At 70.8% G+C, this 13,813-nt stretch carries 8 protein-coding genes; 7 read left to right on the top strand and 1 reads right to left on the bottom strand.

The features are described from left to right. Positions 1-199 precede the first annotated feature (199 nt). From ACOZ38_RS37060 to ACOZ38_RS37045, 4 genes are read left to right on the top strand one after another with little or no spacing between them, the layout of a single operon-like run. The gene (locus tag ACOZ38_RS37060) at positions 200-1,735 is read left to right on the top strand and encodes an AMP-binding protein (protein WP_424535644.1); all 1,536 of its coding nucleotides are present in this window, start codon (positions 200-202) and stop codon (positions 1,733-1,735) included. After that, on the top strand, positions 1,716-4,796 hold the full coding sequence (locus ACOZ38_RS37055; protein WP_424535643.1) for a non-ribosomal peptide synthetase: 3,081 nt from the start codon (positions 1,716-1,718) through the stop codon (positions 4,794-4,796). Before ACOZ38_RS37060 ends, ACOZ38_RS37055 begins: the two co-directional genes overlap by 20 nt. Beyond that, a complete protein-coding gene (locus ACOZ38_RS37050; protein WP_424535642.1) occupies positions 4,793-5,104 on the top strand; it encodes a phosphopantetheine-binding protein in 312 nt (103 codons plus the stop codon). Before ACOZ38_RS37055 ends, ACOZ38_RS37050 begins: the two co-directional genes overlap by 4 nt. Next, positions 5,101-6,468: a condensation domain-containing protein gene (locus ACOZ38_RS37045; RefSeq protein WP_424535641.1), complete on the top strand. Its 1,368-nt coding sequence runs from the start codon at positions 5,101-5,103 to the stop codon at positions 6,466-6,468. The genes ACOZ38_RS37050 and ACOZ38_RS37045 overlap by 4 nt, the downstream gene beginning before the upstream one ends. A gap of 64 nt (positions 6,469-6,532) precedes the next feature. Here the strand turns inward: ACOZ38_RS37045 and ACOZ38_RS37040 are convergent, their stop codons facing one another. Further along, positions 6,533-8,506: a glycosyl hydrolase family 18 protein gene (locus tag ACOZ38_RS37040; RefSeq protein WP_424535640.1), complete on the bottom strand. Its 1,974-nt coding sequence runs from the start codon at positions 8,504-8,506 to the stop codon at positions 6,533-6,535. Positions 8,507-9,380: 874 nt separating this feature from the next. On the opposite strand from ACOZ38_RS37040, the gene ACOZ38_RS37035 reads away from it, so the two are divergent. From ACOZ38_RS37035 to ACOZ38_RS37025, 3 genes are all read left to right on the top strand, one after another. After that, complete coding sequence (locus ACOZ38_RS37035) at positions 9,381-11,681, top strand: FxsB family cyclophane-forming radical SAM/SPASM peptide maturase (protein ID WP_424535639.1); 2,301 nt, start codon at positions 9,381-9,383, stop codon at positions 11,679-11,681. A 156-nt stretch (positions 11,682-11,837) separates the two neighbouring features. Beyond that, a complete protein-coding gene (locus ACOZ38_RS37030; protein ID WP_424535638.1) occupies positions 11,838-12,470 on the top strand; it encodes a TIR-like protein FxsC in 633 nt (210 codons plus the stop codon). Positions 12,471-12,502: 32 nt separating this feature from the next. Continuing rightward, entirely contained in the window at positions 12,503-13,813 is a 1,311-nt protein-coding gene (locus ACOZ38_RS37025; protein WP_424535637.1) for a TIR-like protein FxsC, read from the top strand.

Genomic DNA, 13,813 nt, shown 5'->3' with positions numbered 1-13,813 from the left:
AGCAATATGCAAGCGCTCCCAACCAGGTCTCTCCATGGCCGGAAAAGACCGCGTAACGCGGTGCGAGCCTCGGGTTCCACTGGTCGGGGGCTTCGGGGAATCAATCGTTCCACCCAGGGGAAACAGTCGTTCTTTGATTAGGCGCGCCGGCCCGGGCGTCGCCGTGATTCTGCACGCGCCCATTCGTCGGAGGTGCACAGTGCGTGCCGTACAACCGGGCTCGGCTCCCGGCCGGTCCGCTCCGCTGACGGTTCCGGGCCTGCTGTCCGCTCGTGCCGCGACCGACCCCGGCGCGGTCGCGCTGACCGTCCACGGTGCCGGCTCGCTGACGTTCGGGGAATGGGCCCGCCGCGCGGACGCGGCCGCGCTGGGCCTGCTCGCACGGGGGGTGCGGCCGGGGGACCGGGTCGGCCTGGTCTTCGGCGAGAACGAGTGGGTCGATTACGCCGTCGCCTACTGCGCCGCGCAGAAGGCCGGCGGCGTCGCCGTGCCGCTGTCCGCCGGCCTGCCGCCCGCCGAGCTCCACCGGCTCCTGTCGCACAGCTCCGCCGTGTGCGCCGTCCACGGCGCCGGCAGAAGCGTGCCGCCCGCGGGGCTCTGGACGGCGACCCTCACGGACCTGGCGGATCCCGGCGGGCTCACGCGCCCGGGCGCCGGCGTGCCCGTCCAGCCGGGCGATCCCGGCCAGATCCTCTACACCTCGGGCACCACCGGGGAGCCGAAGGGGGTGGTGGCGAGCCACGCGAACCTCACCTTCGGCTGCTCGCGCGACGCCCGCCATCGCCCGCTCGCCCACTCGCGCCACTTCCTCCACGCCTTCCCGATCGGCACCAACGCGGCGCAGACGATGCTGGTCAACGCGCTCGACGCCCGTCCGGGCGCGCTGACCCTGCCGCGCTTCACGGCCGCCCGCTTCGCCCGCCTCATCGAGTCCTACCGGGCCGGCACCGTGTTCCTCGTGCCGTCCATGGCGATCGAGCTGCTCAACGCGAGGGTCTCGGAGAAGTACGACCTGTCGAGCGTGCTGCTGCTGGGATCGACGGCCGCGGCGCTGGCCCCGTCCGTCGCCATCGCGCTCACGGCGGCCTTCCCCCGGGCGACGATCGTGAACTACTACACCTCGACCGAGGCCGCCCCCGCCCAGACGACCATGGTCTTCGACCCCGAGCGCCCCCACTCGGTGGGCCGCCCGGCGTCCGGCGGCGCGCTCATGATCTCGGACGGCGAGGGCCCCGTCCCGCCGGGGACGGCCGGGGAGGTCTGGCTCCGCTCACCGGCCGCGCCGCGCGGCTACCACCGGGACGCCGACGCCCCGGGCGCGGTGTTCCGCGACGGATGGGTGCGCATGGGCGACATCGGCTATCTGGACGACGACGGGTACCTCTACCTGCTCGACAGGGAGAGCGACATCGTCAAGTCGGGCGCGTTCAAGATCTCGACGCTGCGCGTCGAGGCCGCGCTTCACGAGCACCCGGCGGTGGTCGAGGCCGCCGTGTTCGGGGTGCCGCATCCGGTGATGGGTTCCGCCGTCGCGGCGGCCCTCGTCTGCCGCCACGAGACCTCACCCGTCGAGCTGCGGGCCTTCCTCACCGGCAGGCTCGCCAACCACGAACTGCCGACCCGATGGACGGTCCTCCCGTCCCTGCCCAAGAACACCGCGGGGAAGGTACTCAAGCGCGAGCTGCGTACGCTCCTCGGCACCCCGGAAGGCGACGATGCAGCGGACTCCCCTTGACAGCCATCTCCCCGCGTCGCCCGCCCAGCACGGGATATGGATCACCGAGCGGACGGGCATGGCCGGCGCCGCGTACCGCATGCCCCTGGTCATCACGTTCGAGGGCGGCCTCGACGTGGCGGCGATGCGCGGCGCGTGTGAGGCGGTGCTCGCCCGCCACCCCGTTCTCGGTGCCGTGCCGGCCGAGGTGGACGGCGAGCTTCGCCTCGTCCCCGCCGAGGTCCCCCCGTCCGTCGTGCTCGACGACCTCTCCGGGGACCACGAGGCCGTACGGGGGCACATCGAGCGGTCCTTCGACCTGGCACGGGGGCCCCTGGCCGGCTTCGCGGTCATCACGCTGAGCCCGGCGCGCCACCAGGTCGTCTTCACCGCCCACCACCTGGTCTTCGACGGCGTCTCCAAGGACGTGCTGGTACGCGACCTCGCCGCCTGCTACCGGGAGCGCGTCACCGGCACGCCCGCGGGACTTCCCGAACTCGCGTACTCCTACGGCGAGCACGTCGAGCGGGAGCGCGAAGAGGTCGCCGCGATCCTGGACGAGGCCACCGCCTTCTGGCGGCAACGCTGGACGGACCCGCCGCGGCCGATCCTGCCCGGCCCCGCGCGCGCCATGCGGGCGGCGGAGCCCGGGCAGGTGATCGAGGTCGTCCTGGACGACATCGCCCGCGCCGCCACCTCCCTCGGAGTGACCGGCTTCGAGTTCCTGCTCGCCTGCCTGCACGCGCTGCTGCGCCGGTACGGCAACGAGCAGGTCGTCGTCGCGGTGGACGTGTCGACCCGGACCCCCGCGTCCCGCGACCAGGTGGGCCTGTTCGTGAACGAGCTCCCGCTCGTGACGCGGCCCGCGCCCGACATGCCGTTCGCCGAGTTCGTCCAGGACGTCCGCGATGAGCTGCGGCGGATGTACCGGTTCCGCCGCGTGCCCCTCACCCAGGCCGTCGGCGGCATCTCGCCGCGCGCCGCGCTCGCCCCCATCTCGCTCAGCTACCGCGAACGCGACCCCGACCCCGTCTTCCCCGAGCTCGACGTCACCGTCGACTGGACGGTGTTCAGCGGCGCGGCCCGGAACACCCTGCACATCCAGGCGGTCGACTCCTCCGAGGGGCTCGCCCTGGGCTTCCAGTTCAGCCCGGACGCCGTCGCCGCCCGCACCGTGGAGGCGCTCGCGGGCCACTTCAGGACCCTCGTCGACGGCGTCACGTCCGACGCCGGCCTCCGCCTCGCCGACCTGCCGGTCCTCACCCCGGACGAGCGGCGGGCGCTGGACGGGTGGAACACCACGGACAGGCCCGTTCCGGCGGTCACCGTCACCCAGCTGTTCGAGGAGCGTGCCCGGACGACCCCGGACGCCGTCGCCGTCGTCTGCGGCGAGCGCGAGGTGACCTACGCCGAGCTGGACGCGGCGGCCGACCGGCTCGCCGGACTGCTGCGCGAGCGGGGGACGGGCCCCGGCGCGCTGGTCGCGGTCCACATCGAACGCTCGCCGGAGATGGTCGCCGCCGTGCTCGCCGTGCTCAAGGCGGGCGGCGCCTACCTCCCGCTCGACCCGGGGTACCCCGAGGAGCGGCTCGCCTTCGTCCTGCGAGACGCGAGGGTCGCCCTGGTCCTCGGGCGCGAGCGGCTCCCCGACCCGCCCTGCGTCACCGGGGTCCCGGACCTCCCCTGGGGTGCGGTCCCGGTGCTGGGGCTCGGCGATCTGGCGTCGTGGCCCGGCGCGGCCGTACGGCTCGCGCCCCCGGCGCCCGGCGACCTCGCGTACGTCATCTACACCTCCGGGTCCACCGGGCGCCCCAAGGGCGTCGAGGTGGAGCACCACTCGCTGACCAACCTGCTGCTGGCGATGCGCGACGAGCTGGGGGCGGGCGACGGCGACGTGTGGCTCGGCCTGACCACCCTGGCGTTCGACATCTCGGCGCTGGAGCTCCTGCTGCCGCTCATCACGGGCGGGCGGGTCGTCGTCGTGCCGGAGGCGGGCACGAGGGACGGCGCCGCGCTGCGGCGGCTGATCGGGGACCGCTCCGTCTCCCACGTGCAGGCCACCCCGTCGAGCTGGCGGCTCCTGCTGGACGCGGGCCTGGACGAGCCGGGCCTCGTGGCGCTCACCGGAGGGGAGCCGCTGCCGTTGCCGCTGGCACGGGAGCTGCGCGCCCGGGTGGGCCGCCTGGTCAACGTCTACGGCCCGACCGAGACCACCGTGTGGTCGGCGATCGCCGAGATCACCGAGGAGCCGGACGAGGTCACGATTGGTGTCCCGCTCGCCAACACCCGGATCCACATCCTCGACGAGCGGCTCGTGCCCGTACCCGCCGGGGTGCCGGGCGAGATCTGCGTCGGGGGAGCGGGGGTGGCGCGCGGGTACCTGGACCGCCCGGAGCTGACGGCCGAGCGCTTCCTCGCGGACCCGTACGGGCCGGCGGGCTCGCGCCTCTACCGCACGGGCGATCTCGGCAGGAGGCGGCCGGACGGGCTGATCGAGTTCCTCGGCAGGGCCGACGGCCAGGTCAAGATCCGTGGACACCGCGTGGAGCTGGGCGAGATCGAGGCCAGGCTGCTCGCGCATCCGCACGTCGCCGAGGCCGCCGTGGTCCTGCGCCCCGAGGACCAGCGCCTGGTCGCCTATGTCGTGCCGAAGTCCGAGCCGGGCGTCCCGCTGGAGAACGCGAGCGTGCGGGAGCATCTCGCGCGTGCCCTTCCGGGCGTCATGGTGCCGGGCGTCTACGTCCACCTCGATCGCCTGCCGCTGACACCGGCGCGCAAGCTCGACCGCGCGGCCCTCCCCGATCCGCCCTCGCGAGCCGAGGAGGCCTCCCCGCCACCGGCCGAGGCCGATCCGCTGGTCGCCGAGGTCACCCGCATCTGGGAGGAGGTGCTCAGGATCGACGGCATTCGTCCTGACGAGGACCTGTTCGACCTCGGCGGCCACTCGCTGACCGTGACCCAGATCGCCGGCCGTATCCGCAAGCACCTCGGCGTCGACGTCGAGCTGGACGTCTTCTTCGACACCCCCACCATCGACGGCGTGGTCGAGGCGATCAGGCTGCTACGCGCGGAGGCAACATGACGGACATGACGGACATGGCGGACGTGACGCGGGGTGACTCCGACGCCGCCGCGATGAGGCGGCGCGTCGCCGGCATGGTGGCGGTCGCCTCGGACGGCGAGATCAGCGTGGAGGAGGTGCTCCGGTCGGGCGGCTCGTTCACCGCGCTCGGCGTGACCTCGCTGACGACCCTGCGGCTCCTCGACGCGATCGAGGAGGAGCTCGGCGTGGAGATCGACCTCGGCGGCGACGTGGACTTCCTCGACGGCCTGGACTCCCTGGCCGGCCACATCCTCGGCGTCCTGGCCGCGCGGCCGGTGAGCGGATGAGGATGGAGTTCCGGTTCGAGGGCGAGCGTTCGGGCACCGCCCCGCTCGCCTGGGGCCAGCGGTCGATATGGCTGGCCATCTGCCGCACGATGCCGAGCGATCACTACTTCAACTTCGGCAGGATCGTCGCGATCTCACCGCGCTCGCCGCGGGACGTGCTGGACGCGCTGGCGAAGCTCGTCGCCCGGCACGAGTCCCTGCGTACGAGGCTCCGCGACGTCGACGGCGACGTGCACCAGGACGTGGCGCGCTCCGGGGTCCTCGAAGCCGAGGTGGTGGAGTGCCCCGCTGCGGACCTCAAGCGGGCCGCCGAAGACCTGCGCGACCGGCTCGCCGGGCCCACCTTCGACTACCGCGCCGAATGGCCGCTGCGGATCGGCCTGGTGACCTGCGAGGGCGACGTCCGCTCCGTGGTGCTCGTCTTCTGCCACCTGGCCGCGGACGGCCACGGCGCCGACGTCGCCGTACGGGACCTGCGGCTGCTCCTGCGCCGGGGCGCCGTTTCCGGCCCGCCGCCGCGCCAGCCGCTGGACCTCGCCCGCGAGCAGCTCTCGCCGGCCGGCTCGCGCGTCTCGTCCTCGGCGCTGGCCTTCTGGGACCGGGAGTACCGCCGGATCCCGCCCTCGATGTTCGGCACCCCCGCGGGCCCGCCCCTGGCGCCGAGATTCTGGCGGGCGGCGATGACGTCCAAGGCCGTGGACACCGCGGTCCAGGTCATCTCCGGCCGGCACCGCGTGAGCGGTACGACCGCGCTGCTCGCGGGCGCGGCGGCCATGGTGGGGCAGGTGACCGGGCACGGTACGTGCGCCATGCTGCCCGTCGTCAACAACCGCTTCCACGTCCGCGACCGGGACGTGGTGACGCCGCTCGCGCAGGACGGCCTGTTCGTCCTCGGCCTCGGCGAGGAGACCTTCGAGGGCCTGCTGCGCTCGGCGTGGGCGTCGTCCCTGCGCGCCTACAAGCACACGAGGTTCGACCCGCTGGAGTTGCGGCGGGTCGTCGAGTCCGCGAGCGGCGACCGGGGGACCACGATCCACCCGTACTGCTGCTTCAACGACCAGCGGTTCGCGGAGCAGCCGCGCATCGTGCTCGTCGAGCACGACGAGGCAACGACGCGGGCCCTCCTGGACGAGACCACCGTGACGTGGCCGGTCAAGCTCGACCAGCTGAACTGCCGTTTCTGCCTGCACGTCACCGACGAGCCCGGCGGGCTCGGGATCTCGCTCACCGCGGACACGGCCTTCCTCCCGCCCGAGGCCATGGAAGGCTACCTTCGCGGTCTCGAGCTGCTGCTCGTGGAGGCGGCCTGCCGGGAGGTCCGGCTCACGGAGCTGCCCGCCCTTATCGGCAAGGCGTCCGCCTGACCCCGTGGACGCCGAAGGCCGGGGAGGCGGGCCCGTGCCCGCGCTCCCCGGCCTCCCGCCGGGCTTAGCCCAGGCCGTTCCTCATGGCGGTGATCAGCTCACCGCCGGTCGTGTCCCCGGTGAGCTCCCAGAAGAAGGAGCCGCCGAGACCCTGGTTCTTGGCGTAGCTCATCTTCCCCGCGATGGTGCTCGGGGTGTCGTAGCTCCACCACTGGTTGCCGCAGTAGGCGTAGGCCGTGCCCGCCACGGTGCCCGTCGCGGGGCACTTGGTCTTCAGGACCTTGTAGTCCTCGATGCCCGCCTCGTAGGTGCCCGGCGCGGCGCCGGTGGCCGTGCCGCCCGGAGCGCTCTGCGTGACGCCGGTCCAGCCTCGGCCGTAGAAGCCGATGCCGAGGAGCAGCTTGCTGGACGGGACGCCCTTGCTCTTGAGCTTCTGGATGGCAGCGTCGGAGTTGAAGCCCGGGGTCGGGATGCCGGTGTAGGAGGTCAGCGGCGAGTGCGGCGCGGTCGGCCCGGCCGGCGCGAATGCCCCGAAGTAGTCGTACGTCATGACGTTGTACCAGTCGACGTACTGCGAGGCGCCTCCGTAGTCGGCGGCGTCGATCTTGCCACCCGAGGAGCCGTCGGCGGTGATGGCCGCGGTGACCAGGTTGTTCGATCCGAAGCGGGTGCGCAGCGCGGACATCAGGTTCTTGAACGAGGCCGCGCCGCTGGTGTCACAGCTCAGGCCGCAGGCGTTGGGGTACTCCCAGTCGATGTCGATGCCGTCGAACACGTCGGCCCAGCGCGGGTCCTTGACCAGGTTGTAGCAGGAGTTGGCGAAGGCCGTCGGGTTGGCCGCGGCCTGGGCGAAGCCGCCCGACCAGGTCCAGCCGCCGAAGGACCAGATCACCTTGAGGCCGGGGTGCTTGGCCTTGAGCTTGCGCAGTTGGTTGAAGCTGCCGCGCAGGGCGCCGGCGTCCCAGGTGTCCGCCACGCCGTCCACGCTCTCGGCGGCGCTGTAGGCGCGGTCGTAGTCGGCGTAGCTGTCGCCGATCGCGCACTGGCCGTTGGTCACGTTGCCGAAGGCGTAGTTGATGTAGCCGAGCTTGGACGCCGAGCCGCTCGTCTCGATGTTCTTGACGTGGTAGTTGCGCCCGTAGATGCCCCACTCGACGAAGTAGCCGAGCAGCTTGTTCCCGCCGCCGCCACCGCCGCCGGTCTGCGTGGTGACGCTGATCTGGTTGCTGGCGGCCGACAGGTTCCCCGCCGCGTCGCGTGCGCGGACGGTGTAGGTGTAGGCGGTGCCCGCCGCCAGCCCGCTGTCGGTGTAGGTGGTGCCGGTGGCGGTGGTCACCAGGGTGCCGCCGCGGTAGACGTTGTAGCCGGTGACGCCGACGTTGTCGGTGGAGGCGTTCCAGGCCAGCGAGACGCTGGAGGACGTGGTCGCCGTGGACCGCAGGTTGCCGGGCGTGCTCGGCGCGGTCGTGTCACCGCCGCCGCTGCCGGGGGTGGTGACGTTGAGGGTGTTGCTGGCCGCCGAGAGGTTGCCCGCGGCGTCGCGCGCCTTCACCGTGTAGGAGTACGCCGTGCTGGCCGTGAGGCCGCTGTCGGTGTAGGTGGTGCCGGTGGCGGTGGTCACCAGGGTGGTACCCCGGTAGACGTTGTAGCCGGTGACGCCGACGTTGTCGGTGGAGGCGTTCCAGGCCAGCGAGACGCTGGTGGAGGTGGTCGCCGTGGACCGCAGGTTGCCGGGCGCGCTGGGCGCGGTGGTGTCACCGCCGCCGCCGGTCACCGGCGTCCAGAGCGCGGGGACGTTCGGCGGCTCCCAGCCGACCAGGGAGGTGTGGCTCTGGACGCACTTGTAGTCAACGCCGTTGTAGGAGACCAATTGGCCCACGGTGTACGCGGTGTTCGGAGCCCAGGCCGGGGCTGCGAGGGCGACTCGGCTCGTGGCGGTGACCGTGGCAGAGGCGCTGGGGCCGAACGCCACCGCTGTGCTGAGCGGGAGAAGCAGCGCGCCCGCTGCTATCAGGACTTTGGCGAACCTGTGTTTCATGTGTGTGTGCTCCACGTCCATCGGGCGGATGCGAAAGGGGGGTCGATCTGGACGTATCTACTGAGCCGGCGTGCCTCTGGAAGCGAGAGGCGGCGGTGCCGGCCGGTCGCCGGGCGTTCCCGGCGGCGGGGCGGTCACGAGAGGAGTGGGGGGGATCGCGACACGGCGGCGACCTTCCTACCTCGGGGTTGCAGCGTTACTTTTAGGAAGCTTTCCTTTTAATTAGCTGTGAACCTACCCGGCGGTGCTTGCCCAGTCAATGACCTCTGACCAACCGGGTCGACCCCTCGGGGCGTGCGGCGGGGGCCCGCCGCGCGCCCCTCCCCGTCCGGCGCGCCCTCCGGGCGGCCCCGGCTCTGCCGCCCTTCATTCGGAACGGCTCCGACGGGAGAAAAGGTCGCGGGGAAACGGGATCCGACCTGTGTCGCGACGGCCACTGTGTACGTAAAGTGAGATCCCACTTTCTGGGGTGCAAAAACGAAACTTGGGTAGTAATGTCAAAAACATCAGTCGGTCCGCACGCCTCATGATCGGCTGTTTCGGCACGCACGTGGAGCCCGCACCTCTGCGTCGTACGCCCCGCGGCGTGACAGCGCCACCGTAAGCAAAGGTGTTTCCACGATTCGAAGCTCGCTCGCGGATATTTCCCGGCCCCCAAGCAGAACGGTAAAGGCATGAGGATCTCTGGAGACAGCACGGCGATACTTCCCTCGAAGATCACGAATCTACAAGATATGCCCCTGTCCGAGGTGGCCGCCCTGGAAGCCGTGACGGCGGGCGTCCTGCCCGCGTCGACGGACGGGCGCCGCGTCTCGGTCGCGGCTTTCAACTCCTCCGTCTGACCGGCGGACCGGGGGGTCCAGGGGAGCACGTCGTGCCGTTTCGACAGTTCGTGCTCAAGGTGTCGAGCAGATGCGATCTCGCGTGTGATCACTGCTATGTGTACGAACACGCGGACCAGAGCTGGCGCCGTCGCCCCAGAATCATCGGTCGAGAGACCTTGGCGGCGGCGACCGCTCGCATCGCGGAGCACGCGCGGGCACACGCGCTGCCCGCCGTGCACGTGGTCCTGCACGGGGGAGAGCCCCTGCTGGCGGGTCACGACCTTCTCGAAGAGGCGATCACCGGCATTCGCCGTGCGATGCGCGGCATATGCGAGCTGGATCTGCGCATTCACACGAACGGCGTGACACTCGACGAGAAGTTCTGCGAGCTGTTCGCCGCGAACGACGTCCGCGTGGGCGTCTCCCTGGACGGCGACCGCTCGGCCAACGACCTCCACCGCCGTTACGCCAACGGCCGTGGCAGCTACGACCAGGCGGTGCGCGCGGTCAACCTGCTGCGCGGGAAGTACCGCGACATCTACGCGGGGCTGCTCTGCACGATCGACATCAGGAACGACCCCGTGGCGGTGTACGAGGCGCTCGTCGCGCTCCGGCCGCCGGTGGTCGACTTCCTGCTGCCGCACGCGACCTGGGACCATCCTCCGCCGCGCCCGGAGGGCGAGCCCGCCTCCTACGCCGACTGGCTGATCACCATCTTCGACCGATGGGTCAAGGACGGCAAGCCGGTCCGTGCGCGGATGTTCGAGTCCATCATCCGCACGAGCCAGGGTGAGACCAGCCTCACGGAGGCACTGGGCCTCGACGAGTGCGACCTCGCCGTCATCGAGGCCGACGGTCAGTACGAGCAGGCCGACTCGCTGAAGACCGCCTTCGCGGGCGCCCCGGCCACCGGGTGCGACGTCTTCGCCCACACGCTCGACGAGGCCGCCCGCTCCGCCGCGATGGCGGGCCACCTTCCGGGGCTGGCGGGTCTCTGCGACACCTGCCGGGCCTGTCCCGTGGTCGGGAGCTGCGGCGGAGGCCTGTACGCCCACCGTCACAAGACCGGCACGGGCTTCATGAACCCGAGCGTGTACTGCGCGGACCTCATGAAGCTCATCACGCACGTCCGCTCCCGCGCCAGGGTGCGGGACGAGGCGGGCGGCGCCCCCGCGACGCACGCGATCTCGCGCGACGACCTGGACGCCCTCGCGTCGGGCTACGGCGATGGCGGCGTGCTGGAGATTCTCGCCGGATCGCAGAAGAGCCTCCGCCGCCGGCGGGTCGGCTCGCTGAGCCTCATGGCCGGCCCCGCCGTGCCGGAGGCGTGGAGGCTGCTCACCGAGGTCGACCGCGAGCACCCCCGCACGGTGCAGGAGGTGCTGGACCACCCATACGTCCGCGTCTGGGCCGTCGGGTGCCTCGAAGGCCGGCGGCCGGTCTCCGACACGGGCTACCTGGCCAACATCGCGGCGGCCGCCGCCGTCCGGGCGGGCGTGACCGCGCGGCTGGCCGTACCGGTTCCCGGTGACACGCTCTACCTGCCGACGCTGGGCTCCGTGGCGACCGGCCCGGTGGGGGAGGCGACCGTCGAGACCGGGCCCGGCGCGTTCACCGTGACGGCCGGTGACCGGCGCTGGGACGTCCGTCCCGGCGACGCCGTCGCCGCGCACGGCTGGCTCCCGCATCGCCGGCTGACCGCCGGGGCGATGGCCGTGGTGCTGGACGACGTCGACCCCTCCAGAGACTGCTACGAGTGGCCGGTCTCGCCACGCCTCTCCGCCGAAGACCTGGCCGGGTGGCAGGAGATGTTCACCGGGGCCGTGGACCTGATCAGGCGGGACCATCCCGCGTACCTCCCCGGGCTGGCCACGGGGCTGCGGGTGCTGACGCCGCTTTCGGCCTCGCCGGACGGGAGCCAGGTCAGCGCGACCGTGAGGGAGGCGTTCGGCGCGATCGGCGTCGCGTTGCCCGCCGGCCCCGCGCAGCTCGCCCTGCTGATGATCCACGAGTTCCAGCACGTGAAGCTCGGCGCGGTTCTCGATCTTCTCGACCTGTACGACGAAAAGAACGTCGAGCTCTATCGCGCGCCCTGGCGTGCGGATCCGCGCCCGCTGGAAGGGCTCCTGCAGGGGGCGTACGCGCATATGGCGGTCACCGATTTCTGGCGGGTGCACAGGCATGCCCTGACCGGGGCCCCGGCGGAGTCGGCGACGGCGCAATTCCGGCACTGGCTCGAGGCGACGGCGGGGGCCATCGAAACGCTCGCCGGCTCGGGTTCTTTGACCCCCCTGGGCGAGCGATTCGTCGGGGGAATGCGAGCTACGGTGCAATTGTGGGCTGGTGACTGATTTAGATGATCACGCAGCCGGTGTTCCCGGATTGACAATGCCCGGCTCATGATGCGCGATCGCGCTGAACTGTTTAATGTTGCGTACACATGAGCACTTCCCCTGTCTCGCTTCCCATGATGTCGGGTGGACCACCGCGAGGGTCTGGAGAGCCCTATGGCAGACGGATCGTTGTCCGGTGACGGAGCCGACGGGCCGTACTTCTTCCTGAGCTACCGCCATATCGGTCCCGTCGGGAAGGAGCCGCCCGATCGCTACGTCGTCGAGTTCTACCGTGATCTCTGCAGCCATATCATGCAGCTGACAGATCATCCGGACGGGGTGCCGGTCGGCTTCATGGACCGCGAAATCCGGGGCGGCAACCGCTGGAACGACGACATCATGCGCTCGCTCGCCACCTGCCGCGTCTTCGTGCCGCTCTACCAGCCGAAATACTTCAAGAGCGACTTCTGCGGCAAGGAATGGGACGCGTTCTCCCGCCGTGAGGAGCTTCACCGGTCGAAGAAGTACAGCCCGTTCACCGCGATCTTACCGGTGCTGTGGGCGCCCGTCGATCTTCAGCGGATCCCCAAAGTCGCCAGCGAGCTGCATGTGCGCCACCCTCCTCCGAGTGAGGATTCCATGAAGGACTGCCTCTACCGGCTGGCCGTCATGAAGGACTTCCATAATGGATACATCAGCGCCACTCTGGAAATAGCGGCAGCCATCGTCGACATCGCGACCAGCACGCGATTGGAGCCCTGCGAACCGACCGTTTTCTCCGATCTTAGGAACGTCTTCGATGAGTGATCTTGGGCAGCGCGAGATACGAGTCGTGACCGATGTCCGTCCATGTCGCCGTGGCCTCCGCGAAGACGGGGCGGTGTGAGATGGGGAGCAGGCAGGAATCGGCGGTCGACGGCCGCAGCCCGTATTTCTTTCTCAGCTACGAGCCCACCCCGAAGTACGGCCCCGACGACACCGGCGACCCCGACATGTGGGTGGTGTCGTTCTTCGAGAAGCTCTCCGCGGTGGTGGGGGAGTCGGTCGATCTCCCGCTCGCCGCCGACGTCGGCTACCTCGACAGGGAACGGCCCCGCACCGGCTGGTCGTCCCGCACTGCCACGGCCCTCGGCACCTGCAAGGTCTTCGTGCCGCTCTACACCCCGCGCTACTTCGCCAGCGAGCGCTGCGGCCGCGAGTGGTCGGTGTTCGCGCGCCGGATCGAGCGGTCGGTCGGCGAGTTCGAGCCGATGAACGCCATCGTCCCCGCACTGTGGGTTCCGACCCCGCTGCCGAAGCTGCCCACGGCCACGGAGCCCGTGAAGTTCGAGGCGTCGGCGCTCGGCGAGACCTACCAGCGGCTCGGCCTCTACGGGATCATGCGCACCGGCCTGCGCGAGGAGTACGAGATCTCCGTCCACCGGCTGGCACAGCGCATCGTCGAGGTCGCGGAGTCGGCGCGGGTGCTGCCCGGGAGCGAGGCGAACTACCAGTTGGCGCAGAACGCGTTCACGGGATATCCGCGCCGTAAGCTGCAGATCATCCTGGCGCCCGCACGGCCCTCGTCGCCCGCCGACCGGAGCGACGCGTATTACGGCGGCGGGGACAGCGAATGGAATCCGTATTATCCGCATACCAGCACCTCGCTGGCGGAGTACGCGACCGACCTGGTCCGCAACCTCGAGTACGCGCCCGAAGTCCTCACGCTTCGCGAAAGCACCGACCAGGTGCTCGGCACGATCGCTCCCGCGGCCCCGGCCGTGCTCATTGTCGACCCTTGGGCGGCGGACGACCCCGAGCTTCTCGACCAGCTCCGGCGGCTCGATGAGCTGGAAAAACCGTGGATCGACGTCATCGTCCCCTGGAATCGCGACGATGAGCGGACAAATTACGCGGAAGCCGAGCTGGTCGGCAAACTGGAGAATGTTCTGCGCCGCAGGCTTCTCGAAGGGCGGATGAGCTCTAGGATTTCCGCACGGGATACCTCCACGATCGAGGAGTTCGGGCGCACCCTGCGTGCCGTGGTGCATCGCGTCGGCAATCAGTATCTGAAGCACGCGACCGCCCATCCCCCCGCTGGTCTCCATGCCAAGCGTCTGAGGTTGAGGGGTCCTGATGGAGCGGAAGATCTGATAAATGGTGAGGATTGA

Source organism: Sphaerisporangium viridialbum (assembly GCF_049674955.1).
Lineage (GTDB): Bacteria > Actinomycetota > Actinomycetes > Streptosporangiales > Streptosporangiaceae > Sphaerisporangium > Sphaerisporangium viridialbum.
This window is presented reverse-complemented; position numbering and strand designations above follow the sequence as displayed.